23 protein-coding genes are annotated in these 23,272 nt (G+C 67.8%); 5 read left to right on the top strand and 18 right to left on the bottom strand.

Going from position 1 to position 23,272, the window contains the following annotated elements; genetic code table 11:
* Positions 1–749: 749 nt before the first annotated feature.
* Complete coding sequence (locus ACYVDG_RS17465; RefSeq protein WP_460753534.1) at positions 750–2,126, top strand: HD-GYP domain-containing protein; 1,377 nt, start codon at positions 750–752, stop codon at positions 2,124–2,126.
* A complete protein-coding gene (locus ACYVDG_RS17460; RefSeq protein ID WP_460753449.1) occupies positions 2,126–3,460 on the top strand; it encodes an HD-GYP domain-containing protein in 1,335 nt (444 codons plus the stop codon). The genes ACYVDG_RS17465 and ACYVDG_RS17460 overlap by 1 nt, the downstream gene beginning before the upstream one ends.
* Positions 3,461–3,504: 44 nt before the next feature.
* Here ACYVDG_RS17460 and ACYVDG_RS17455 read toward each other — a convergent pair whose 3' ends face one another.
* The gene (locus ACYVDG_RS17455; protein WP_460753446.1) at positions 3,505–4,245 is read right to left on the bottom strand and encodes a GntR family transcriptional regulator; all 741 of its coding nucleotides are present in this window, start codon (positions 4,243–4,245) and stop codon (positions 3,505–3,507) included.
* 139 nt (positions 4,246–4,384) lie between these two features.
* On the opposite strand from ACYVDG_RS17455, the gene ACYVDG_RS17450 reads away from it, so the two are divergent.
* Positions 4,385–5,929 carry a sensor histidine kinase gene (locus ACYVDG_RS17450; RefSeq protein ID WP_460753443.1) on the top strand — a complete coding sequence of 515 codons (1,545 nt, stop codon included), beginning with the start codon at positions 4,385–4,387 and terminating at the stop codon, positions 5,927–5,929.
* Between the two features lie 180 nt (positions 5,930–6,109).
* Here ACYVDG_RS17450 and ACYVDG_RS17445 read toward each other — a convergent pair whose 3' ends face one another.
* Both ACYVDG_RS17445 and ACYVDG_RS17440 read right to left on the bottom strand, forming a co-directional pair.
* Positions 6,110–6,361, bottom strand: coding sequence for a WhiB family transcriptional regulator (locus tag ACYVDG_RS17445; RefSeq protein WP_460753440.1), 252 nt, complete (start codon positions 6,359–6,361; stop codon positions 6,110–6,112).
* 275 nt (positions 6,362–6,636) lie between these two features.
* Positions 6,637–7,569, bottom strand: a complete 933-nt coding sequence (locus ACYVDG_RS17440; protein WP_460753437.1) for a diacylglycerol/lipid kinase family protein — start codon at positions 7,567–7,569, stop codon at positions 6,637–6,639.
* Positions 7,570–7,681: 112 nt separating this feature from the next.
* On the opposite strand from ACYVDG_RS17440, the gene ACYVDG_RS17435 reads away from it, so the two are divergent.
* Positions 7,682–8,080, top strand: a complete 399-nt coding sequence (locus ACYVDG_RS17435) for a hypothetical protein (protein WP_460753434.1) — start codon at positions 7,682–7,684, stop codon at positions 8,078–8,080.
* Positions 8,081–8,110: 30 nt separating this feature from the next.
* Here the strand turns inward: ACYVDG_RS17435 and ACYVDG_RS17430 are convergent, their stop codons facing one another.
* From ACYVDG_RS17430 to ACYVDG_RS17395, 8 genes are all read right to left on the bottom strand, one after another.
* Complete coding sequence (locus tag ACYVDG_RS17430) at positions 8,111–8,869, bottom strand: RNA polymerase sigma factor SigF (RefSeq protein WP_460753529.1); 759 nt, start codon at positions 8,867–8,869, stop codon at positions 8,111–8,113.
* A gap of 41 nt (positions 8,870–8,910) precedes the next feature.
* Positions 8,911–9,336, bottom strand: a complete 426-nt coding sequence (locus tag ACYVDG_RS17425) for an ATP-binding protein (RefSeq protein ID WP_460753431.1) — start codon at positions 9,334–9,336, stop codon at positions 8,911–8,913.
* A 125-nt stretch (positions 9,337–9,461) separates the two neighbouring features.
* Complete coding sequence (locus tag ACYVDG_RS17420; RefSeq protein ID WP_460753428.1) at positions 9,462–9,953, bottom strand: GNAT family N-acetyltransferase; 492 nt, start codon at positions 9,951–9,953, stop codon at positions 9,462–9,464.
* Between the two features lie 170 nt (positions 9,954–10,123).
* Entirely contained in the window at positions 10,124–10,714 is a 591-nt protein-coding gene (locus ACYVDG_RS17415; protein WP_460753425.1) for a class I SAM-dependent methyltransferase, read from the bottom strand.
* A gap of 103 nt (positions 10,715–10,817) precedes the next feature.
* Positions 10,818–11,486, bottom strand: a complete 669-nt coding sequence (locus ACYVDG_RS17410; RefSeq protein WP_460753422.1) for a hypothetical protein — start codon at positions 11,484–11,486, stop codon at positions 10,818–10,820.
* Between the two features lie 180 nt (positions 11,487–11,666).
* Entirely contained in the window at positions 11,667–12,497 is an 831-nt protein-coding gene (locus ACYVDG_RS17405; protein ID WP_460753419.1) for an amino acid ABC transporter ATP-binding protein, read from the bottom strand.
* Positions 12,497–13,459, bottom strand: coding sequence for an amino acid ABC transporter permease (locus tag ACYVDG_RS17400; protein ID WP_460753416.1), 963 nt, complete (start codon positions 13,457–13,459; stop codon positions 12,497–12,499). The genes ACYVDG_RS17405 and ACYVDG_RS17400 overlap by 1 nt, the downstream gene beginning before the upstream one ends.
* A gap of 42 nt (positions 13,460–13,501) precedes the next feature.
* Positions 13,502–14,431, bottom strand: a complete 930-nt coding sequence (locus tag ACYVDG_RS17395; protein ID WP_460753413.1) for an ABC transporter substrate-binding protein — start codon at positions 14,429–14,431, stop codon at positions 13,502–13,504.
* A 343-nt stretch (positions 14,432–14,774) separates the two neighbouring features.
* Here ACYVDG_RS17395 and ACYVDG_RS17390 point away from each other — a divergent pair, with 343 nt between their 5' ends.
* Positions 14,775–16,010, top strand: coding sequence for an NAD(P)-dependent malic enzyme (locus ACYVDG_RS17390; protein ID WP_460753408.1), 1,236 nt, complete (start codon positions 14,775–14,777; stop codon positions 16,008–16,010).
* A 59-nt stretch (positions 16,011–16,069) separates the two neighbouring features.
* On the opposite strand, the gene ACYVDG_RS17385 is transcribed toward ACYVDG_RS17390, so the two are convergent.
* From ACYVDG_RS17385 to ACYVDG_RS17355, 7 genes are all read right to left on the bottom strand, one after another.
* A complete protein-coding gene (locus ACYVDG_RS17385; protein ID WP_460753402.1) occupies positions 16,070–16,285 on the bottom strand; it encodes a type II toxin-antitoxin system HicA family toxin in 216 nt (71 codons plus the stop codon).
* An 8-nt stretch (positions 16,286–16,293) separates the two neighbouring features.
* Positions 16,294–16,503, bottom strand: a complete 210-nt coding sequence (locus ACYVDG_RS17380; RefSeq protein ID WP_460753397.1) for a type II toxin-antitoxin system HicB family antitoxin — start codon at positions 16,501–16,503, stop codon at positions 16,294–16,296.
* A 128-nt stretch (positions 16,504–16,631) separates the two neighbouring features.
* Complete coding sequence (locus tag ACYVDG_RS17375; RefSeq protein WP_460753393.1) at positions 16,632–16,811, bottom strand: hypothetical protein; 180 nt, start codon at positions 16,809–16,811, stop codon at positions 16,632–16,634.
* Between the two features lie 101 nt (positions 16,812–16,912).
* Positions 16,913–17,911, bottom strand: a complete 999-nt coding sequence (locus tag ACYVDG_RS17370) for a PadR family transcriptional regulator (RefSeq protein WP_460753389.1) — start codon at positions 17,909–17,911, stop codon at positions 16,913–16,915.
* Positions 17,912–18,763, bottom strand: coding sequence for a DUF4097 family beta strand repeat-containing protein (locus ACYVDG_RS17365; protein WP_460753386.1), 852 nt, complete (start codon positions 18,761–18,763; stop codon positions 17,912–17,914). It abuts the gene before it with no gap.
* 221 nt (positions 18,764–18,984) lie between these two features.
* Positions 18,985–19,164, bottom strand: a complete 180-nt coding sequence (locus ACYVDG_RS17360) for a DUF6104 family protein (RefSeq protein WP_460753382.1) — start codon at positions 19,162–19,164, stop codon at positions 18,985–18,987.
* Positions 19,165–19,180: 16 nt separating this feature from the next.
* Complete coding sequence (locus tag ACYVDG_RS17355; RefSeq protein ID WP_460753377.1) at positions 19,181–22,816, bottom strand: multifunctional oxoglutarate decarboxylase/oxoglutarate dehydrogenase thiamine pyrophosphate-binding subunit/dihydrolipoyllysine-residue succinyltransferase subunit; 3,636 nt, start codon at positions 22,814–22,816, stop codon at positions 19,181–19,183.
* Positions 22,817–23,272: the final 456 nt, after the last annotated feature.

Below are 23,272 nucleotides of genomic sequence, written 5' to 3'. Positions count from 1 at the left end.
GCCACTTTTTTGTGCTTGATGATGCCTTGTTCGATTCTGGTGTGATGTGCGCGATTTGCGTGCTTTTGTGGAGTGTGTTCGGACTGTTCTTTTGCCCATGGGGGTTTTGGTCACTGGGGTGCCCGGCGCGTGGTTCCGAGGGGCTCTCGACACGCCCGGTCCGGTGAGATGGTTTTCGGCCGTGACCGAGTCGGAATGAATTTCCTTGGACCGCTCCCGGCATGTTTCACTTGCTTACCATGAGTAGTCGCTCCTGCTGGTTCCGGAGGGTCGGCTCATCGGGAGCGCCGGAGCAAGGCGTGGTCTGCATCTCACACCGAACGCCCTGTGATTACTCTATGTAGTGGATTAGAATTGCTAATTGAATTAGTAATTCCGTACTTCGGAACTTTCTGTCCCTGTTGGCCCCCGAAGGGCCTTCGGTTCGGGTTGGTGGTAATCGGGAGGGTGTTGTTGCCCGTTAAACTGGATGCCTTATCCAGCGAATGGGGCAATTTGCGCGGCGTGCTCGGAGGACGGGGGCGCCGCGCCGGGGAGAAGGGGACTGCGATGCTCGTCAGTATGTACGGAGCCATGATGGCCGCGATTTTGGTGGCTTCCACTTTTCACGGATGGTCCTGGTGGTAGAACAGAACCGGTGAAACCATGACAGTCCGGTCGTCGTCGGTGGGGGGTGAACGGGGGTGCGGGCTCTTCCAGGGGGCGCGCGTGTCTACGTCGGAATCATCGTTGTCAGTGCGGTCACCATCGTGCTCATCGGGCCCTATTCGGGCATCGATCTGGGGACCCTGGCGATCATCGCGGTTCTCTTCGTCGTCGCGGAGTCGATCAGCACACACGTCGTCGTCGACGTCAAGGAAGCCGGGATCTCACCGAGTTCGGCCGTGGCTCTGGCCGCCGTCGTCCTGGTCGGGCCCGCCGGTGCGGCGGTGGTCGGTTTCGCCTCCTGCTTGGCGTTGCGCAGGCAGGGTCCGGTCAAACGGGCCTTCAACGGAGCTCAGTTCGCACTGGCGGCCTACGGCGCCGGACACGTCTACCTCATGCTCGGCGGCACCGTGGGGGTGCCCGGCCAGTCGGACTTCCCCGGCATCGTGCTTCCGTACGTTGCCGCGGTCCTGACGCACACGCTCCTCAACTCGGCGCTCATCGGTGTACTCATGTGGTGCCTGGGCGTGGCACGAGCCGCCGGATCCGGGCCGCTCCGCTGGCGGCCGCTGGTCACCCTGGAGGTCACCTCCATCGGCTACCAGATGCTCGGTCTCGCGATCGCGGCGATCTGGGGCGCGGTGGGGGTCCTCGCGCCGCTCCTGGTCCTGTTGCCGCTGTTCGTCGCACGGTGGATCTTCAGCCAGCAGATCGCCGAAGCCCGTGCGCACGAGGCCACCCTGGCCACGCTGTGCCAGGCCGTGGAGACCAAGGACTACTACACCCGCGGCCACTGCATGCGTGTGGCTGAAGGATCCGCGATGATCGCCGCTGAGCTGGGCATGCCCGCCGAGCGGGTGCAGAAGATCCGCTACGCGGGGATGCTGCACGACATCGGCAAGCTCGGGGTGCCCACCAAGGTGTTGCAGAAGAACGGCAAGCTGACCGACGACGAGTACGCCGCGATCAAGCTCCACCCCACGCGCGGCTACGAGATCGTTCGGGAGATCAGCTTCCTCGACGAGGCGCTCGCGGGCATCCGGCACCACCATGAACGCCTGGACGGGCGCGGATACCCGATGGGCCTGGTCGGGATGGAGATCCCCGAGTCCGCGCGCGTCATCAGCGTGGCCGACGTCTTCGACTGCCTGACCTCCACGCGCTCCTACCGCAAGGCCTGGTCCGTGGAGGCCGCCATCACCGAACTCCGCCGGTGTGCCGGGAACCAGTTCGACCCGAGGATGGTGGAGGCCCTCGTCCGGGCCGTCCACCGCGAGGGCTGGGAGACACCGGACATCGCGGAACCGCCCGGCGGGCGCTACGGTACCGCCGACCGGACCGGTTCCGACGGCGCGGATGCACCGATGTCCGGTGCCCCCGCCTCCGGCGTCGGGACCCCGGGTGCCACCACCTCGGAGGAGGGCACGCCGGTGGCGGAGTCCACTTCGGCCGGAGCGGTGACGGGTGGGCGGGACCGATGATGGCCCAGAAACACGCGGACGAAACCGGTTCTACCGGCCCCGAACCCGGAGGGCCGGAGGGCGGGGCGCTCGGCCACCAGCGTTCACGCGGGCCGGCCTGGAGCACCACGAGGCCCTTCCGTGCCGCACTGGTGGGGGGCGTGGGAGCGGCGTCCCTGGTGGCGCTGGTGTGGACCGCAGCCTCGGGGTTCGTCGACCCCTACGCCGCCCTGGCCTTCTGCCTGGTGATCGCGGCGGGCGAGCTGGTCAGGATCACGCTGCCCGGACACCGTGAATCCGCCCCGATCGCTTCGGCCGGGGCGATCGCCTACGCGCTGTTGCTCGGCCTGGGCGGCGAACCCGCACAGCACTCCGCCGGGCAGGTGGTCGCGGTGGTCGCCTTGGGCGTGGCGCTGGGCGAACTGCCGCACGTGGCGGTCGGGCGCAGCCCGAGGTTGGAGGACGTGGCCCGCAGAGTGCTCACCGCACTGCTGCTCGCCGCGGCCTTCCGGCCGTTGATGGAAGTGCTGTCCCTGAGCGGGCCCTCAGTGGCCGCGGTCCTGCTCATGACCTCACTGGTCGTGGCCGCCTGGGCCCTGGACGTGGCGGTCTCCGCCGTACTCCGGGCCGAGCGCCTGCGCACCCGTGTACGGGTGGCGATGCGCGACGAGGGCCGGGCACAGGTTCCCACCGGGGCCGCGATCGCATCCAGCGGGATCCTCATCGTGCTCGCCTGCACGGTCACCGGCCTGGTCGGCCTGCTGGTCTTCACCGCTCCGCTGATGGTGTCCCAGGTGGCCTTCCGCCGGCACGCGGAGGTGCGACACACCTACCTGGAGACGGTCCGGGCGCTGTCGCGCGTCACCGAGGTGGGCGGCTACGTCGAGAACGGGCACTCGCGCCGGGTGAGCAGACTGTCGCACGGAATCGCCTGCGAACTGGGTTTGGCCGAGGCCGAGCTGTTGGAGCTGGAGTACGCGGCGCTGATGCACGACATCGGCCAGCTGTCCCTCCGGGAGCCGATCGCCGGAGGGGCCACGGTCTTGGCCGCGCCCCGGGAACAGCGCCGCATCGCGGAGCTGGGGTCCGCGATCATCCGGGAGACCGGGGTGCTGGACAGCGTCGCCGAGCTCGTGCGCCGCCAGTGCGAGCCGCTCGCCGGGGACGGTGAGGAGGGCGTGCCCCCACTGGGCAGCCGCATCATCAAGGTGGCCAACGCCTTCGACGACCTGGTCGGTGAGAACGGCGACGCCGAGCGCAGGGTCGCCGTGGTGGAACGCCTGCGCATGGACACCGACAGCGAGTACGACCCCTGCGTTGTGGACGCCCTGGCGAACGTCCTCAGCCGCGCCTGAGCCCATAAGGGGGGCTTGGGCCTCCGGGGCCTGGGATGGCGGGGTCAGTCCCTCGGCGGGCGCAGGCGTGTGACGAACTTGTACCTGTCGCCTCGGTAGAGCGATCGGACCCACTCCACCGGGTGGCCGTCGCCGTCGAAGCTGTGCTGGCAGTGCAGGACCAAAGGAAGGCCCACGTCCACGCCCAGCAGCCGCGCCTCGTTCGGGGTGGCCAGGACGGTCTCGATCGAGGCCTCCGCCTCCGCCAGGGAGACGTCGTAGGCGCTCGCCAGAGCCTCGTAGAGCGAGGCGTAGCGGTCGAGCTGCCTCCGGAGTCCAGGGAAGCGCCGAGCAGCCAGGTGGGCCGTTTCCACGGCCATGGGCTCGCCGTTGGCCAGGCGGAGCCTCTCGATCCGCAGCACTCGCCCGCCGGAACGGATCGCCAGCAGCTCGGCCAGCTGGTCGTCGGCGTTGATGTAGCTGACGTCGAGGATGCGCGTGGCCGGGTGCAGGCCGTGCGCCCGCATCTCCTGCGTGTAGCTGGTGAGCTGGAGTATCTGCGCGACCTTAGGCTTGGCGACGAACGTCCCCTTGCCCTGGATCCGCAACAGGCGGCCCTCGACCACCATCTCCGTGAGTGCCTGGCGCACCGTGGTCCGCGAGGTACCGAACTGGGTAGCTAGGGCGCGCTCGGGCGGGACCGGGTTCCCGGCCGGCATCGCGTCGATCAGCTCCAGAAGCTGCTTCTTGACCTGGTAGTACTTCGGCACTCGTGGGTTGCCGTCCAGTGTGCGCTGACCAGTCATCAGTCTCCTTCGCCGCGTCCCGCGCTTGTCACACGCCCCGCCCGGAAGTGGTCGGCCGCTCCGAGGCCGCCGATTGGTGTGGACCACTGGTCGAGTGCGTCTCTCTTGAGTATGCACGTCTTCATGGGATGATTTGTGAGTGCCTCACCTCACCGACCTCATTCGGCGCCACACGTCACTCAAACAGGCGGACCTGGAGTGGATCCTCTCCTTGGTTTCCGACTGGCAGCTCCTGGCCGACCTCTCCTTCGCGGATCTCGTGCTGTGGGTGCGTCTGCGCGACGACGACGGCTGGGTCGCCGTCGCGCAGATGCGTCCCACGACGGGGCCGACCGCGTTCCAGGACGACCTGGTCGAGACGGTGCTCAGGGACGACATGACCGATGTCACGTCCCGTTCGGGGCCCAGGGTGGTCGGCCGACGCGCCCTCATAGACCGCGCGTGGATCGAGGGGCGGATCTGCCGGGACGGTGACCCCGACTGGTCGGGCGGCGTCCCCGTGCGCGAGGAGACCATTCCGGTCCGCCGCGCGGGAAACCTGGTCGCCGTCATCCAACGCAGCACCAACCTGAGCTCGGCACGCACGCCTAGCCGCCTGGAGCTCACCTACCTCCAGAGCGCGGGCGATCTCGCGCAGATGATCGCCGAGGGCGCCTTTCCGTTCAGCGACCAAGGGCCGCTCATGGTGCGCTCGCCTCGAGTGGGAGATGGTCTACTACGACTGGACCAGAACGGCGAAGTGGTCTACGCCAGTCCGAATGCCCTCTCCGCTTACCGGCGTCTGGGTCTGACCGCCGACCTGGTCGGCGCGCGCCTGGACCGCACGACGTTGGAGCTGGCCGCACCGGGGGAGGCGCGGGACGAGAACCTCACCTACACCGCGAGCGGGCGCGCTCCGCAGGAGGCAGAGGTCGAGGCGCGGGGGATCACCGTCCAACTGAGGTCCATACCTCTGGTCATCGACGGCGTGCGGATCGGTGCCCTGGTCATGGTCCGCGACGTCACCGAACTCCGGCGGCGTGAGCGCGAGCTCATGACCAAGGACGCCACCATCCGGGAGATCCACCACCGGGTGAAGAACAACCTCCAGACCGTGGCGGCGCTGCTGCGCCTGCAGTCACGGCGGCTGGACGTGCCCGAGGCGCGGGCGGCGCTGGACGAGGCGGTGGGCCGTGTGGGTTCGATCGCGATCGTGCACGAGATGCTCTCGCACACGCCGGACGAGGTCGTGGACTTCGACGACATCGCTGACCGCGTCATGCAGATGGCCGCTGAGGTGTCGTCGACCGGCAGCACCGTGGTGCCGCGGCGCGAGGGTCACTTCGGCCTGTTGAACGCGCTGGTGGCCACGCCGCTGTCGATGGTGCTGGCCGAGCTGGTGCAGAACGCGGTGGAGCACGGGCTCGGGCAGGGGCCCGGCCGGATCGAGGTGCGGGTGAGCCGCTTCGACGCGAGGCCCGGCCTCCCGGGGCCGAGCAGCCTGGAACTGGCCGTGTCCGATGACGGCGGCGGCCTTCCGGAGGACTTCGATTTGGAGGGCACCACGAGTTTGGGACTGCAGATCGTGCGGACCCTGATCGTGGGCGAGCTCGGCGGATCTCTGGCGATCAAGCCGAAGGAGAGCGGTGGGACCGAGGTCGTGATCAGCCTGCCGCTGGAGTATGAGGAGGGCGAACTCCCGTAGCGGGGTTCCTGCTCCCGTGGAGGCGCGTTCCCATGAGGGGCTGTCTGCCTGGACGCGGGCCGGCCCCCGCCGCGCCAGCGGGGGGTCGGTCGGCGTCGTCTCAAGCCGCCCGGAGGGCGAACGCGCTCCGGTGCGTACCGGGACTCTCGATGGCGGAACTGTCCTCGGTTCGGCGACCGGTCAGCTGCGGACCATGGGACGGAGGGAGCCGCTGCGCTTGATGCGGCGTCGCTCGTCCTCGGAGGTGCCGCCCCAGACCCCGCCGTCCTGGCCGCTCTCCAGCGCCCACTTCAGACAGGCGGAACTGACCGGGCAGCGCTGGCAGACTGCCTTGGCCTCCTCGATCTGGATCAGTGCGGGGCCGAAGTTGCCGATAGGGAAGAAGAGTTCAGGGTCTTCGTCACGGCAGGCTGCGTCATGGCGCCAGTCCATGCGTCCACTCCTCACAGTGAGGCGATCGGGGGTTTGTGAAGCTTTTCACGATCAAGGGCGCCCTACGGCCGTCTGCGTTGGTGGCATCCGGCCGAAGAAGTAGAGGTTTCACCCCACGGCCATGTGGGAAGCGCCCAATTTAACTCGCCCGTAACTCGCGGCGATATGTTGAGCGTGACAGCATCACGGAAGCCATGCAAGAGCTCGTGGGGTCAAAGGTCCTGTTCCGCGTGTCGGGTGCGTCACAGTGCTCCTGAATGGCGTCCTTTCCGCAATTAACAGAAGAGTCGTAATGCGTTCGGTACCGAGTGGAAGTTGACCTCTTCGCGCTCGCCCAGGTATTCACCGTCGATTTGGAAGGCTCTCGGGTGGGTCGACGCGATCCGAAGAGATCCCTGGTCGTGCCAGGTCACGTAGCCGTCCCCGCGGGCCGGAAGGCCCCTGGGGAAGAACATTTGGGAAAGTATCCATCCGGTCAACGCGTGCGAGGACTGCGTCAGGGCGAAAGCGTCCAAGCCCAACTCGAAACGGGATGCCGGCGTTGGTTGAAGCGGCAGGGACCCCGCGTACGTCCACGGAGTGGTGTTCGTGACCAAAGCGAAATAGACATGGTCTAGAGGCCTTCCGCCGTTGGACACGCTGAGTGACGGATCGCGGATATCCCCTTGGAAGAACAGCTTTACCGCTGCCTCCGCGTAGAGCGCGGGAGTGGCCTTCCGGCCGTTGCCCCGTTCGTGCTCGACCTGTTGCACGACGTCGGCGTCCCAGCCGAATCCGGCACAGAAAGTGAAGTAGCGGTCGTCCTGGTCGCTGGTGATGCGGCCCAGGCCGATCTCCCGCTCGTGCCCGGCCCGGATCGCCTGAAGCACCGCGCCGGTCGCCTCGACCGGGTCGCCCGGAACCCCCAAGGCGCGGATGAACACGTTCGCGCTGCCACCGGGGATCACGGCGTACCGAGGGCGGGCCAGGCCGTCGGGCGTGGCGAGAAGCCCGTTGACGACCTCGTTGACGGTGCCGTCGCCGCCGAGGCTCAACACGAGTTCGTAGCCTTGCGCGGCCGCGTCCCGTGCCAGCTCCCTGGCGTGGCCGCGGTAGGCCGTCTCGATGGTGGTGATGTCCAGTTCTGCGGCCAGTGCGCCCAGGATCACCTCGTGGGTACGGGGTGTGGTCGTGGTGGCATGGGGGTTCACGATGAATAGGGCGCGCACTCGGCCAGTGTAGGCGGTGAGACGTCTGGCCGCGGGCGCTGGGGTGACCCGCGCCACATCAGCCGTGCGGGGGTGGAAGGCGGGACCCCGCGGACGCGTATAGGCTCGTCAGGTGTCTTCGCGTCCCTTCACCATCGTTGTCGCCGCAGCGCTGGAGGCCCTGATCGGGGTGGCCTCCGCGGTCAGCGGAATCTACAGCCTCTACACCGTGATCGCCGGCCAGGCGACGGACCCCGTATCGTCCGCGATGCCGCTCACCCTGATCGGTGTCGGCGTCGGCGCGCTACTGGTCTTCGTGGCCTACGGCCTGTGGCAGCTGCGGGACTGGGCCCGGACCCCGGTGGTAGTCACCCAGCTCTTCATGGCGGTGGTGGCGTACTACATGTTCACCGGAGATCAGTACCTCATCGGCGCCGTGATGCTCGGCACGGCCGTCATCGCCACCGCGGCCGTTCTGGCACCGCCGACGACCGCGGTGCTCTTCACCGGCATCGAAGAGAAGCGCCGGTAGCGGCACCGCGGCCGTCGGCCACGGTCCAGGTCAATCGTCCGTGGTGAGTGCCTGCCGCAGCTGCGCCAGGGTGCGCGCCAGCAGGCGCGACACGTGCATCTGGGAGATCCCCAGCTCCTGGGCGATCTGCGACTGGGTCATGTTCCCGAAGAAGCGCAGCAGCAGGATGCGCTTCTCCCTGGGCGGAAGCTGTTCGAGGAGCGGCTTCAACGACTCCCGGTACTCGACACCCTCCAGCGACTCGTCGACGATCCCGAGTGAGTCGGCCACCGCGGGGGCGTCCTCGTCACCGCTGTCGGGAGCGTCCAGCGAGACCGTCGAGTAGGCGTTGGCGGACTCCAGGCCCTCCAACACCTCCTCCTCGGTCATCTGGAGGTGTTGGGCCAGTTCCGCGACGGTGGGGGAGCGCCCCTCCCGCTGCGAAAGGTCGCTGACCGCCTTGGTCAGCGAGAGCTTCAGCTCCTGGAGGCGACGGGGAACCCGCACCGCCCAGCCCTTGTCCCGGAAGTGCCGTTTGATCTCACCGACGATCGTCGGGGTCGCGTAGGTGGAGAACTCCACCCCCCGATCCAGGTCGAACCGGTCGATCGACTTGATGAGCCCGATCGTGGCCACCTGGGTGAGATCGTCCAGCCACTCACCGCGGTTGCGGAACCGTCGGGCCAGGTACTCCACCAAAGGCAGGTGGAGCTCCACCAGCTCGTCACGGATCCTCCGGCGTTCGGCCGACTCCGCGTCGAGTTCGTTAAGGCGCTCGAACAACTCTCTCGCGCGCGCCCGGTCGGGCACCGCGTGCTCGGTCTTCGCTGTCAGAGCGGGCCCCCTTTCGCTCACGCCGGCTCCAGGGTGCCTCGGCGTTTGTACAGGACGATGTAGACGCGGTCGTCCGGACCGACCCCCGCGTCGACATCCCCCGCGAGAGCGGACAGGACGGTCCAAGCGAAGGTGTCCCGGGCTGGAAGGCGTCCGTCTGCGGTCAGTACCGAGACGGTGATGCGCATCCCATCAGGGGTGAGTTCGAATTCCGTGGTCAGTTCTGTGCCTGGTAGCGCCTGCGAGAGGAGCATCGCGCACGCCTCGTCGACCCCGATCCTCAGGTCCTCGATCTCGTCGAGGGTGAAGTCGAGCCGTGCGGCCAGCCCTGCCGTCGCCGTGCGCAGAACAGACAGATAAGCGCTGTCGGCGGGCATGTTGACGGTGACAGCGTCGCGAACACCAGTAGCGTCGGCCGTGGGCACAGCGGTTTCTTCGGTCACGTCCCTCCTTCGGGGGGCGAGGTTGCCGCTTGAGAGCAATGTATCTCGTTTCACCCTGCCACTGACGCAGGGATGAGAGATCGTGTCCGGCCTTCAAGGCCTGAACACGAGACGAATGGCCTGGCTCAGCCCTTCTCGGAGCCCAGTGCGGCCAGCGAGTCGCCGTCCAGGCGACGGACTGTCCATCCGTCCATGGGTGTTGAGCCCAAGGCTTTGTAGAACTCGATCGCGGGGGTGTTCCAGTCGAGCACCGACCACTCGAGACGGGTGTATCCGCGTTCCACGCAGATCCGGGCGAGGTTCTTCAGGAGCGCCAGGCCGTGTCCGTTGCCGCGCATGTCGGGGCGTACGTAGAGGTCCTCCAGGTAGATGCCGTGCCGCCCGGTCCAGGTGGAGTAGTTGCGGAACCACAGGGCGAACCCCGCGGTGACCGGAGCGCCTTCCTCGTCGGCGTGCTCCGCCACGTGCGCGTACACGGAGGCATCCGGGCCGAACAGGGCGGTGTGGAGGTCCTTCTCGGTGGCTGCGACCGCGTCTGGCTCCTTCTCGTACTCGGCGAGTTCCTCGATCATCCGGTGCATGTCGGGAACGTCGTCGGGACGGGCGGGGCGGATCATCGGACCACCTCGGTCACGGGTCGGGGGCTGCCGGTCGATCCCAGCGTATGCGCTGGGCGGAGGGGGTTTGCGGGGCTGGCGGGAGACGCGTGGCGACATTGCCCGCCCGACCCGTCCCGCGCGTGCCCTGCCGCGCCACCCTCGTGCTCTTCGGCGAAGACCGTGTGTCCTCAGCGCGACCGGTGGGCGACCACCCGCTCCACCATGCCGAGCAACAGGCGGTCGTGGTGGCCCACCACGAACCCGACCTCTTCCGCCAGCTCCCGGGGGAGCCGGCGCGGGTGTTCCCGTCGGCCCTCGCGGAACCGGAACGGGAACCTCGTGTACTCGATGTGGTCGACCATCAGCAGGCGCCCTCCGGGGACCAGGACCCGGTACATCTCCGCCAGCGCGCGCTCCTGGTCCGGAATCGTGCACAGGGCGAGCGCGCACAGCACAGTGTCGAAGGACTGGTCGTCGAAGGACAGCTGTTGGGCATCGCCCTCCACCAGACTGATGGGGCGCCCCAAGGACTCGGCCCTCTCCCGTGCCTTGGCCATCATGGCGGGGCTGAGGTCCACGCCGGTGAGTTCCACCTGGGGCGGGTAGTACTCGAGGTTCCGCCCGGTACCCACGGCCACTTCGAGGGTGCGCCCCCGGGCCCCGCCGCACAGGATCTTCCGAGTGCTGCGGAGGGCCGAGGGCTCGAACCGGCCCCCGAGGTCGTAGCCGCTCGACCTGTGCTCCCAGAGCTCGCGTGCCTTCTCCGTGCGCTCGTCCATGTCTCTCCTCGGGGCGGATGGGCTCGCCCCTGCAAACAAGACTCTGCGACCGGGAGGCCCTCCGGTCAAGAGGATCGGGCGTGTTTCCCCGGCCGGTTGCCGGTCAGCTGCCGCAGGAGGTGTCGCAGTGGCGGATCACGTCGCCGTCGGTGTCCACGACCTCGCGGTCGCCCAACGGTTCGCTCAGGGTCACCGCCTCGCGCTGCAGGCCGTCCCGCTCGCTTCCGCAGAAGGCCTCGCCCGCGCCGAGCATGGCGGAGATCTCGACCCGGTCTTCGTCCTGTTCCCGAGCAGAGGTATCGCCGATGGTGGTGACGCATTCGATGTGGGCGAGGTAGACGGCCAGTTGCGTGCTCTCCTCGCCCGTGTTCCCCTCGCCGTCCTCCTCGATGACGTATCCCCGGATCTGCGCGCTGTCGGAGGAGGTGGTCACGTCAATGGTCCCGTCCGGCCCGGTGTAGTCCGGACTCGGACTGCTCTCCGGTGCATCGGTCTCCGGGGCCGACGCTGATTCGGAGGAATCGTCAGACGAGGAACCGCCCGACCCCGAACCGGAGGAATCCGCGCTGGCGAGCACACTGCACGAGCCCAGGAGAACGACGATCGCCGCGATCGCGCCCAGCCGGTGCATCGTGAAGTACGCCTCGCTGGGCTCGTTCTTCTCCGGGTTCCGGTACTGCCAGGCCGACACGTACCAGACGACCCGTGGCTGGATCAGTACGCAGGCGAACCAGAGGATGCCGATGCCGAAGATCAGGTAGAGGAGTTCCACAGCCCTCCCAAGTGTGCGTGCCCTTCGTGTGCTTCCCACTACTTGACGCGACCGTCCGGGTTCTGGTTCTGGTGCCGGAGAGTGAGTTAGGACACGAAACGGCCCCGTGTGCTCTCGGGATGAACCCGAAGAGCGCACGGGGCTCCGGAGTGTGCGCTGTTGGCGGCCGCGCCCGGCGTCCTACAGCACCTTCGACAGGAAGGCCTTGGTGCGCTCCTGCCTCGGGTTGGTGAGCACCTCGGCGGGGGTCCCCGACTCCACGACGGCGCCGTCGTCCATGAAGACCAGGGAGTCGCCGACCTCGCGGGCGAAGCCCATCTCGTGGGTGACGATCACCATGGTCATACCGTTCTTGGCCAGGTCGCGCATGACGTCCAGGACCTCGCCGACCAGCTCCGGGTCGAGGGCGCTGGTGGGCTCGTCGAACAGCATGAGGGACGGGTCCATGGCCAGGGCCCGGGCGATCGCCACACGCTGCTGCTGGCCTCCGGAGAGCTGTTCGGGGTAGGCGTTGGCCTTGTCCGGCAGCCCGACCCGGTCCAACAACTCCAGGGCGCGCTCGGTGGCCTTGGCCCTCGGGATCCGCTTGACCTGGACCGGCGCCTCCGTCACGTTGCCCAGCACCGTCAGGTGCGGGAAGAGGTTGAAGCGCTGGAAGAGCATTCCGATGTCGCTGCGCTGGGCGGCGATCTCGTGGTCGCGCAGCTCGTACAGGCGGCCGCGCTTCTGCCGGTATCCCATGAGCTGGCCGTTGACCCACAGGCGGCCCGCGCTGAGCTTCTCCAGGTGGTTGACGCACCGCAGGAACGTGGACTTGCCGGACCCCGAGGGGCCGACGATGCACATGACCTCGCCGCGGTTGACCGTGAGGTCGATGCCCTTGAGGACCTCGAGGCGCCCGAAGCTCTTGTGCACGTCCTCGGCCACCACGAGGGCTTCGGCGGGCAGGGCAGTGCCCTCGGCGGTCTCGACCACGGCCTCGGCGCCGTGGCCCTTGCTCTCGTCAGTCATCAGTGCGCCCCTCCGACGATGCGGTCCCGGACTCCGCCACGCTCACCCCGGTTGAATCTGCGTTCGATGAAGTACTGGCCGACCATCAGGACACTGGTGATCGCCAGGTACCACAAGCACGCCGCGACCAGCATCGGGAAGATCTGGTAGCTCCGCGTACCGATGGCCTGGAGCTGGTAGAAGAGCTCGATGGTCACCGGCACGTAGGCCAAGAGCGCCGTGTCCTTGAGCATGGCGATGGTCTCGTTGCCCGTCGGGGGGATGACGACGCGCATCGCCTGCGGCAGGGTGATCCGCCGCATGATCTTGCTCCGGCTCATGCCGAGCGCCTGCGCGGCCTCGGTCTGGCCCTTGTTGACCGACTGCAGGCCCGCCCGGATGATCTCCGCCATGTAGGCGCCCTCGGACAGGGCCAGGGCCAGCAGCCCGGCAGAATAGCCGCTCAACAAGGTGCGGGCGTCGATCTCGAAGAAGCGGGCGTCGCCCTCGAGGCCGAGCAGCGGCATCCAGTAGTTGTCGAACGGCAGCCCGATGTGGATGGTCGAGTACAGGATGGCGAGGTTGCCGAAGAGCACCGCCAGCACGAGTCGGGGTACTCCGCGGAAGAACCACGTGTACAGCCAGGAGACCGACACCAGGACGGGGTTCCCGGACAGCCGCATCACCGCGAGGACGATACCGAGGAGAATGCCGATGATCATCGACAGGACGGTGACGCTCAGGGTGATCCACACACCGCGGACCACCGGGTCCGAGAACATGTGGTCCAACATGAAGGACCAGTTGAACGCGGGGTTCGTGAAGAGCATGTGCACGAACATCGCGGCAAGGACCAGGATGACGCCCGCCGCTACCCACCGTTCGGGGTACCGGACGGGGACGGCGGTGATCGGGGCGGCCGAACGGCCCGGGGTCGGTTCCTTCGACCCCGGGCCGCCCACCGGTTCGCTCGGTGAGGTCACAGTCAGACTTTCGCTTGGTGTTGCAGGTGGGAGCGGGCGGGCCTACTCCTCGACGTCGGGGTTCACCTCGGAGGTCTCCAGGGCGCCGGTCTCGATGCCCCAGTCGGTCAGCACGTCTTCGTAGGTGCCGTCCTCGATGATGGCGTTGAAGGCGGCCGCCAGGGCCTCGGCCATCTCCTCGTCGTCCTCGTGGGTGAGGACGCCGTAGGGGGCGGCGTCGTACTGCTCTCCGATGAACTCCAGCTGGTCGCCGGTCTCCTCGAGCGCGTAGAGCGAGGTCGGAAGGTCCGCGAGGGAAGCGTCGTTCAGGCCGGAGACGATCGTCTCGGTGGCCTGCGGCTGGTTCGGGAACTTCTCGATCGTGATCTCGTCCTCGCCGGCCTCGACGCACTCGTCGTTGCGCTCCTCGATGTCGGTGTCGTGGGTGGTCCCCGTCTGCACGGCGACGCGCATGCCGCAGGCGTTGTCCGGGTCCACGTCCTCCGGGTTCCCGGTCTGGGCGAACCACTGGGTTCCGGAGGAGAAGTAGCTCACCATGTTCACGGCCTCCATGCGCTCCTCCGTGATGGTGAAGGAGGAGGCACCGAGGTTGTAGGTCCCGGTGTCGACACCGATGATGATCGAGTCGAAGTTGGCGGGCACCCACTCGGGCTCGAGGCCGAGCGTGTTCAGGGCGGCGGTGACCAGGTCGACGTTGAAGCCGAGCACGGTCTCGCCGTCGTCGTCCAGGTACTCCCCGGGCGGGTAGTCGGCCTCGACGCCGATGCTGACCGAACCCGCCTCCGCGATGTCGTCGGGAACGAGGGCGGCAAGCTCCTCGTCGGCGGCCACCTCGGGTGCTTCGGGGGCCTCTTCGGTACCGTTGGCGGCGTCGTCGTCACCGTTGCCGCAAGCGGCCAGGACCAGTACACCGGCCGCCGCGAGGGCGGTGAAATAGGTCCGAGGCTTGGACTGGGACTTGCGCAGAGCCATCTGGGGTCTCCTTCAGGGAGCACGGAGTGCCTGGTGGGCAGCGGTGTCTGGGATCAGCCAGGTCAACCGGAAACGACAGTCGGAACATTATGCTGCATGGTGCGATACATCGGTAACGTGCCATCGTGCCGACCCGCGATTTTCCTGTGGTCACCGTTGTGAGAGGATTGCGTAACGGGTCATCCCCGTGAGAGGCGGACGCGCAGCACTCGCATAAGAGTCCGGCGAAGACTTGTCTCCCTCGGCGACACCACCGGTCATGGCCGACCGGGGCCGAGGAGAGCGCCCCTAGCACCCAAACGTCTTCGCGCGCGGTCCGCGGCTATTGCCGACCGTCCCCGTCATGGCCGACGCGGACGAACAGCAGACCGAGGGGTTTGAAGCAGTGACCACCTTTTCTTCGCGTTCTCAAGACACGTCCCACCTGGATGAGGACCCGGCTTTCGCCATGCACCGTGGCGGCAAGCTGAACGTCACCTCCTCAGTGGACGTCAGCGACCACGAGGGCCTGTCCCTCGCCTACACCCCCGGCGTCGCCCGCGTCTGCGACGCCATCGCCGAGAGCCCCGAACTCGTCGAGACCTACACCTGGAAGAGCAACGTGGTCGCCGTCGTCACCGACGGCACCGCCGTGCTCGGACTGGGCAACATCGGTCCTGAGGCCTCCCTTCCGGTCATGGAGGGCAAGTCGCTGCTGTTCAAGCAGTTCGGCGGCGTCGACTCCGTGCCGATCGCTCTGAACTGCACCGACACCGACGAGATCGTCGAGACCGTCGTGCGGATGTCGCCGTCCTTCGGCGGCATCAACCTCGAGGACATCGCGGCCCCGCGCTGCTTCGAGATCGAGCGTGCGCTCCGCGAACGCCTGGACGTCCCGGTCTTCCACGACGACCAGCACGGCACCGCCATCGTGACCGTCGCCGCGCTGCACAACGCCGCCCGGATCACCGGCCGTCAGCTCTCCGACCTGCGCGTCGTCGTCTCCGGTGCGGGCGCCGCCGGCGTCGCCGTCACCAAGATGCTCATCGACGGCGGGATCGGTGACATCGCCGTGGCCGACTCCAAGGGCATGATCTACGAGGGCCGTGAGGGGCTGACCCCGATCAAGCAGGAGCTGGCCTCGATCAGCAACAAGGCGGGCCTCGACGGTTCCATCGAGAGCGCTCTGGAAGGCGCCGACGTGTTCCTCGGGCTCTCCGCGGGCGAGGTCCCCGAATCGGTCGTGGCCACCATGGCCGAGGACGCGATCATCTTCGCGATGGCCAACCCCAACCCGGAGGTGCACCCTGACGTCGCCCGCAAGCACGCGAGCGTCGTCGCCACCGGGCGCAGCGACTTCCCGAACCAGATCAACAACGTCCTGGCCTTCCCGGGAGTCTTCCGGGGCGCCTTCGACGCCCAGGCCTCCGACATCACCGAGAACATGAAGTTGGCCGCCGCCACGGCACTGGCCGATCTCGTCGGTGACGACCTGAGCGCCGACTACATCATCCCCAGCTCCTTCGACGACCGGGTGGTCCCGGCGGTCGCCTCCGCGGTCGCCGAGCAGGCCCGCAAGGACGGCGTCGCCCCCCGCTGAGGCTGACGCTGACGAGAGCGCGAGAGGGCCCGGAGACGACGGTCTCCGGGCCCTGGGACTCACAACAGACCCTGTAGTTCCTCAACGCTGATGCCGCAGTCCTTGAGGATGCTCCGGAGGGTCCCCTTCGCGAGGTCTCGCCCTTGGTGCACGGGAATAGTGGTTCCACGGCCGTCCGGGTGCCGGAGCACATAGTGGCTGCCGCGAACGCGCGCTACTTGAAACCCCGATCGCTCCAGTACCTTGACGAGTTGCCCGCCACGGATACTTGGCATGGGCGGCATCAGGCAACGTCCAGCGTGAGCTCTAGTTCCTGAGGAGGCCCGAACTCCTCGATCAGTAGGATGACCGCATCCCGAAGGTCCGCGATGGCCACCTCCGGATTGTCCCCCTCACCGTGGGCACCGACGCCGGGCCGGAGCAGGGCGTGGGCACACCACACTCCGTCTTCGTCTTGTTCGATCGTGTACGGCACGTGCACTGTGCGCGACATACGGCTCCCCTCTGCGGACGAACCACAATTTACCTCAGTTGCGGTGAGCCGTTGGGTGAAGTCGAGGGACGGCACGCCAGCGTTCGGGGGACGACCCTGCCGCCGGTCCTGTCTCCGGGTCCGGGGACTTACATCAGCTCCAGGGGCGCGTCGTACTCCTCGACCAGGACGGCGAAGGCCGCGCGCAGGTCGGCCAGGGCGGTGTCGGGGGTGTCCCCCTCACCGCGGGCACTGACCCCGGGGCCGAGCTGGGCGCGTGCGCACCAGACCCCGCGCTCGTCCTGCTCGATCGTGTACGGAACCAACACCTGGGGACCCTTCTCGGTTGGGGCGGTCTGGGATACGGACGGGCCCGGGAGACCACGCCCCCGCTGTGGTCTCTCCGGGCCCTTCCGTCAGCTGAGCGGCGTCAGCCTCGCTGGTCCGACTCGCCGGTGGCGGTGCCCCAGGGGTCCTCGTCCCCGGAGGGCGGCATCGGTCGTGCCGGAGGGGCCTCGGGCTCTTCCTTCGAGCCCTCTCCGTGCCCCTCAGCGCGCTCCTCGCCGCCGTCCTTCGAGGGCCCGTCCGCCGAGCGGGTGCTCTCGCCGGACTCCGAACCTTCCTCGGATGACGGTCCCCAGCCGCCCATGTCCCGACGGATCACCTCGACGGTGTCGTCCAGGATCCGACGGAGGTCGTGCGCGGCGGAGCCGCCGACCTGGCCGGCGCCGCGCACCATGTCGCGCACACGTGCGGAGAAGTCGCGCAGGGCGTGCTCGAAGTCGGGGCGGTCGTGGTCCTGCCGGTCCCCGTCGCCGTACCCGTCGCTCTCCCGGCTGCGGTCCCGCTCGGAACCGTCCCGCTCGGAGCCGTCCCGGTCAGTGCGGCCCCAGACGGCCCCGAAGGCGCCGATGCCCTGGGCGAACCGCTCCCACTCACGGGCCCACATGCCGCTGTCTCCGCGGTCCCGCTGCTCCTCCTCGGAACGCTCCGAGTCCGCGCGCGGGGACTCACGTCCGGATCCGCCCTGGGAGGAGCCCTCACTGCGGTCGCCCGCCGCGAACTTGAGCTCCTCGCGCAGCGAGCTGATGGTGGCCCGAACGTCCTGCTTCACCGCACGGGCGATGTCGCGGACCGAGTCGGTGATCTCCTGCTCGAGGTCGTCAAGGTCGCTGCTGCGCGACCGCAGCTCCTCACGGCCCTTGTCGGTGAGGCTGTAGACCTTGCGTCCACCCTCCTCCGTATGCGTGACCAGCCCTTCCTCCTCCAGCCGCGCGAGCCGGGGGTAGATGGTGCCGGGTGACGGCGAGTAGACGCCGAGGAAGCGGTCACGGAGCAGGCTGATGATCTCGTAGCCGTGCCGCGGGCTCTCGTCCAGCATCTTGAGCAGGTAGAGCCTTAGTCTGCCGTGGCCGAAAATGGTGGTCATTCAGGCCCCCTCGGGGATCGCGGCCGGAGCCTCCGGCGCGCGCCGCAGCAGTGCGGTCCGGCCGGACACGGTGTTGACGGTGATGGAAGCGGGGTCGACGCCCACTCCGATCTTGCCGCTCAGGGCATTGCGCGCCGGCGCGCTCCGGCGGTCGAGGCCGAAGTCGGAGTCCAGCTTCCCGGTCACGGTCCGCAGTTCGACCGTGGCGGAGCTCTCCGAGGGCACCCGCAGGGCCACCTCGCCGGAGACGGTGTTCAGCCGGACCCGGGCTGAGGGCGTCAGGTCGGTGTCGACCAGTACGTGGCCGGAGGCGGTCTTGGCGCGCAGGTCGGAGAGCCGACCGCCGGCCACCGCCAGCTGGCCGCTGGCGCTGTTGAAGCCCAGGGTGCCGCCGGGGGACCGTACCGAAACGCCGCTCGAGGCCGTGTTGACCTCGGTTTCGCCGGAGACGTCGTCCAGGGTGATCTCGCCGGTCGCGGTCCGGATCCGGTTGCGGGAGGTCAGACCGGCGACTACCACGGGCGCGCTCGCCGTGGCCACCTCGACCGGGCAGTCACGCGGGACCCGCAGGTTGACCGTTGCCCGGCGCGAGGCGACGTCCTTGTATCCGGACAGCTGGATGGGCTTGAGCCGGTCCAGCAGCCCCTGGCCGGTGAGGTCCCGGTAGTGGATGGTGAGGATGCCCGCTTCCTGGGTGACCTCCAGCGGCTCACCTTCGATATCGGTGATCTCGAAGGTGACCGGGTCGTCGGTGGGGATGATGTTGACCTGGCCGCCGACGATCCGCACCTTCAGGGCGACGATGCCGTCCAGGGTGTGGGTCATCGGACTGTCGATGGTCCATTGAGCCATCGTGAATCCTTTCCACTCGCTCTCGATGGCTTCACGATATGTCGCGTGTCCCTAGAACTCAAGATATGTCGCGGATTTCCAGGGTCGCATCGGGGAGACCTCGGGGTCACCCCTGAGCGACCCCTCGACGGACCGAAGGGCCCCGGACAGGCCGAAGGGCCCGGATCCGCACGATCCGGGCCCCTCGGGCTGGCTGCTCCGCTCAGGGCGGCGCAGTGTGACTACTCGTCGTCCTCGTCGTCCAACCGGGCCAACCAGGTGGCCAGTCGTTCGACCGGGGTCTCGAACTCGGGGTTGATGTCGGTGAACACCCGCAGCTGCTCGGCGAGCCAGGCGAAGCTGACCTCCTCCTCACCGCGGCGGTTCTCCAACTCCTCGATTCCACGATCGGTGTAGTACATGCAGTTGTCCGTCCGCTTATTCGGCGGGCGGGAACACTGTGTCCACCAGGGCACGCTGCTCGGCCTCGTGCCGCTTGGCCGAACCGGCCGCGGGCGCGGAGGAGGCCGGACGCGAGATCCGGGTGAACGGACGGTCGAGCTGCTCGGAGAAGACCAGCGCGACGAAGGGCCACGGACCCATGTTCGCCGGCTCCTCCTGGACCCACAGGACCTCGCCCGCGTCCGGGTAGGCCTTCAGCTGCTCGCGGATCTCCTCGATCGGCAGCGGGTAGAGCCGCTCCGCCCGGATGATCGCGGTGTGCTTGTCACCGCTGCTGCGGCGAGCCGCGTCCAGGTCGTAGTAGATCTTGCCCGAGCAGATGACCACGCGACGGACCTTCTCAGGCGCGATCGAGTCGTCCCCGATCAGCGGCTGGAAGGTGCCCGAGGTGAAGTCCTCGGCGGCCGACGTCGCGGCCTTCAGGCGCAGCAGCGACTTCGGCGTGAACATCACCAGCGGGCGCTCCAGCGGCGACTTCGCCTGCCAGCGCAGCAGGTGGAAGTAGCTCGCCGGGGTGGTCGGCATCGCGACGGTCATGTTCTCCTGCGCGCACTGCTGCAGGAACCGCTCGATGCGGCCCGAGGAGTGGTCCGGGCCCTGGCCCTCGTAGCCGTGCGGCAGCAGCAGGGTCACGCTGGAGCGCTGTCCCCACTTCTGCTCGCCGGCACTGATGTACTCGTCGATGATGGTCTGGGCGCCGTTGACGAAGTCGCCGAACTGTGCCTCCCACATCACCAGTGTGTCCGGACGGGTCAGCGAGTAGCCGTACTCGAAGCCCAGCGCCGCGTACTCGCTGAGCAGCGAGTCGTGCACGTGGAACTTCGTGGTCCCGTTGTCGAACTGCTTGAGCGGCGTGTGGGTCTGACCGGTCTCGCGGTCCATCAGCGAGGCGTGGCGCTGACCGAAGGTGCCGCGGCGGCTGTCCTGGCCGATCAGGCGGACCGGGTGGTCGTCCAGCAGCAGCGACCCGAAGGCGAGCAGCTCACCGGTGGCCCAGTCGACCGCGTCGTTCTCGACCATCGTCGCCCGCCGGGACAGCTGGGGCGTCAGGCGCGGGTGCGCGGTGAAGCCCTCGGGCAGCGACACCTGGGTGTCGATGATCCGCTTGACCGTCTCGGTGCTGATCGCCGTCTCGACCTTGGAGTGGTCCAGACGGGACTCGGTGAAGACCTCGGGCTTGACCACGGCGCCCGCCTCGACCGGCTTCCTCTCGACCTCACGGGTCTCGGTGAAGGCTCGCTCGAGTTCGGTCTGGTAGTCGCGCAGCGCGGACTCCGCCTCCTCCACCGTGATGTCACCGCGGCCGATGAGGGACTCGGTGAACAGCTTGCGGGTGGAGCGCTTGGCGTCGATGACGTCGTACATCAGCGGCTGGGTGAACGCGGGGTTGTCGCCCTCGTTGTGCCCGCGGCGCCGGTAGCAGACCATGTCGATGACGACGTCCTTGTTGAACGCCTGACGGTAGGCGAAGGCCAGGTGCGCGACCCGGACCACGGCCTCGGGGTCGTCCCCGTTGACGTGGAAGATCGGCGCCTGGACCATGCGGGCCACGTCGGTGGCGTACACGCTGGAACGGCTGTCGTTCGGCGAGGTGGTGAAGCCCACCTGGTTGTTCACGATGACGTGCACCGTGCCGCCGGTCCGGTAGCCGCGCAGCTGGGACAGGTTCAGCGTCTCGGCGACCACGCCCTGGCCGGCGAACGCGGCGTCGCCGTGGATCAGGATCGGCAGGACCGTGAAGCCGTGCGGGCCCTTGTCCAGGACGTCCTGCTTGGCGCGCACGATGCCCTCGGCCACCGGGTTGACCGTCTCCAGGTGGGACGGGTTGGCGGCCAGGGAGATCTGGATCTTGTCGCCCTCGCGGGTCTCGAAGGTCCCCTCGGTGCCCAGGTGGTACTTGACGTCACCGGAGCCGTGCGCGCTGCGCGGGTCGAGGTTGCCCTCGAACTCACCGAAGATCTGCCCGTAGGACTTGTCGCAGATGTTGGCCAGCACGTTCAGGCGGCCGCGGTGGGCCATGCCGATGACGGCCTCGTCCAGCTCGGCCTTGGCCGCCTTGGAGATCACGCCGTCCAGCAGCGGGATCAGCGACTCGCCCCCCTCGAGGGAGAAGCGCTTCTGGCCCACGTACTTGGTCTGCAGGAAGGTCTCGAAGGCCTCCGCACTGTTGAGCCGGTGCAGGATGTGCAGCTGCTCGTCGCGGTCGAGCTTCTCGTGCTCGCGCTCGACGTGCGACTGGATCCACTCCCGCTCCTCCGGGCTCTGGATGTGCATGTACTCGATACCTACCGTGCGGCAGTAGGTGTCGCGAAGCACTCCCAGGACGTCGCGCAGCTTCATGACCTGCTTGCCGCCGAAGCCCCCGGTCGGGAACTCGCGGTCCAGGTCCCAGAGCGTCAGGCCGTGCTCGAGCACGTCCAGGTCCGGGTGCTTGCGCTGCTCGTGGGTGAGCGGGTTGGTGTCGGCCATCAGGTGGCCGCGCACGCGGTAGGCGTGGATCAGCTCCTGGACCCGAGTGGTCTTGTCGAGCTGGGTCGCCTTGTTGACGTGGATGTCCTGGACCCAGCGGACCGGCTCGTACGGGATCCGCAGCGAGTTGAAGATCTCGTCGTAGAAACCGTCCTCGCCCAGCAGTAGCTGGTGGATCCGGCGCAGGAACTCGCCCGACTGGGCGCCCTGGATGATCCGGTGGTCGTAGGTCGACGTGATCGTCATGATCTTGCTGATGCCCAGCTCGCTCAGCGTGTCCTGGGACGCGCCCTGGAACTCGGCCGGGTACTCCATGGCCCCGACGGCGAGGATGGTGCCCTGTCCGGGCATCAGGCGCGGCACGGAGTGCACGGTTCCGATGCCGCCCGGGTTGGTCAGGCTGATCGTGGTGCCCTGGAAGTCCGGGACGCCCAGCTTGTTGTTGCGGGCCTTGCGGACCAGGTCCTCGTAGCCGCTCCAGAACTCGTTGAAGTCCATCTCGTCGGACTTCTTGACGGAGGGCACGACCAGCTGCCGGGAACCGTCGCCCTTCTGCAGGTCGATCGCCAGGCCGAAGTTGATGTGTTCGGGCTTGGCGACGCCGGGCTTGCCGTCCACCTCCGTGTAGGAGTAGTTCATCTCCGGCATGGCTTTGGCTGCCTTGACCATGGCGTAGCCGATGAGGTGGGTGAAGGAGACCTTCCCACCGCGGCCGCGCCGGAGATGGTTGTTGATCACGATGCGGTTGTCGAACAGGAGCTTGACCGGCACCGCGCGAACGCTCGTCGCGGTCGGCAGCCCCAGGCTCGACTCCATGTTGGTCGCGGTGCGGGCGGGTGCGCCGCGCAGCCGCTCCTCGTTGACCTGGAGCGCATCATCGGTGCTCTTGGGTGCCGCGGCCGGGGCCGCGGCGGCGGACTTCTTCTTCGGAGCCGGGGCTGCGGGGGCCTTTTCGCCCTGCGTCTTCGCAGCGCCGCCCCCTGCCTTGCCGCCAGCCGGTTCCGCGGGCTTGTAGTCCGCGAAAAAGTTCCACCAGGCCTTGTCAACGGAGTTCGGGTCGTTCAAGTACTTCTGATAAAGCTCCTCGACCAACCACTCGTTGGGGCCGAAATCTGTCAGGGGTTGAGACGCCTCAGACGACACGGCGGAGATCGCCCACTTCCGCAGCTCGCTTGTGAATGTGTAGGTAAGACGGGTGGCTGCTGGCAAGGCGGGCTCAATAGAAGCAAGGTATCGCCCCGCTCGCGCGAGGACTATCTGACCTGGCCAGCACTCGTCGCGTACCAGGCTACTTGTACGGGCCTCCTGGGCGGGAACATCCGTGTTGTTGAAACTGGGAGATACCTAACAATCTTTCACACGTGCCTTGCCTCTGCGTGTCGCCATCCTTGCCCTGGGTGTCTATGGGGTCGCATTTCCTCCTGTTTGTCGGGATTTTTGCTGCGCGTTCCTGTGACCGCCTCCGGCCAAGCCCGGTGCGGCGCGTCACATGTTTCTCGACGGCGTCCCGATCGGCGCCGCCGGACAGCAACCGACGGTGCGCGAGGGGTGCCCGGCGGTGAAACGCCGGTGAACGGTCACGGCGGTGTACGGATCTGC

Source organism: Nocardiopsis oceani, from assembly GCF_054777395.1.
The sequence above is the reverse complement of the archived record's forward strand: the minus strand, read 5'-3'. Positions and strand labels throughout refer to the sequence as shown.

Bases quoted from the DNA above. Each gene is read 5' to 3' on its own strand.
- ACYVDG_RS17460 (WP_460753449.1), top strand. From the start codon at position 2,126: ATGGCCCAGAAACACGCGGACGAAACCGGTTCTACCGGCCCCGAACCC.
- ACYVDG_RS17455 (WP_460753446.1), bottom strand. From the start codon at position 4,245: ATGACTGGTCAGCGCACACTGGACGGCAACCCACGAGTGCCGAAGTAC.
- ACYVDG_RS17445 (WP_460753440.1), bottom strand. From the start codon at position 6,361: ATGGACTGGCGCCATGACGCAGCCTGCCGTGACGAAGACCCTGAACTC.
- ACYVDG_RS17420 (WP_460753428.1), bottom strand. From the start codon at position 9,953: ATGATCCGCCCCGCCCGTCCCGACGACGTTCCCGACATGCACCGGATG.
- ACYVDG_RS17415 (WP_460753425.1), bottom strand. From the start codon at position 10,714: ATGGACGAGCGCACGGAGAAGGCACGCGAGCTCTGGGAGCACAGGTCG.
- ACYVDG_RS17405 (WP_460753419.1), bottom strand. From the start codon at position 12,497: ATGACTGACGAGAGCAAGGGCCACGGCGCCGAGGCCGTGGTCGAGACC.
- ACYVDG_RS17395 (WP_460753413.1), bottom strand. From the start codon at position 14,431: ATGGCTCTGCGCAAGTCCCAGTCCAAGCCTCGGACCTATTTCACCGCC.
- ACYVDG_RS17390 (WP_460753408.1), top strand. From the start codon at position 14,775: ATGGCCGACGCGGACGAACAGCAGACCGAGGGGTTTGAAGCAGTGACC.
- ACYVDG_RS17385 (WP_460753402.1), bottom strand. From the start codon at position 16,285: ATGCCAAGTATCCGTGGCGGGCAACTCGTCAAGGTACTGGAGCGATCG.
- ACYVDG_RS17380 (WP_460753397.1), bottom strand. From the start codon at position 16,503: ATGTCGCGCACAGTGCACGTGCCGTACACGATCGAACAAGACGAAGAC.
- ACYVDG_RS17370 (WP_460753389.1), bottom strand. From the start codon at position 17,911: ATGACCACCATTTTCGGCCACGGCAGACTAAGGCTCTACCTGCTCAAG.
- ACYVDG_RS17365 (WP_460753386.1), bottom strand. From the start codon at position 18,763: ATGGCTCAATGGACCATCGACAGTCCGATGACCCACACCCTGGACGGC.
- ACYVDG_RS17360 (WP_460753382.1), bottom strand. From the start codon at position 19,164: ATGTACTACACCGATCGTGGAATCGAGGAGTTGGAGAACCGCCGCGGT.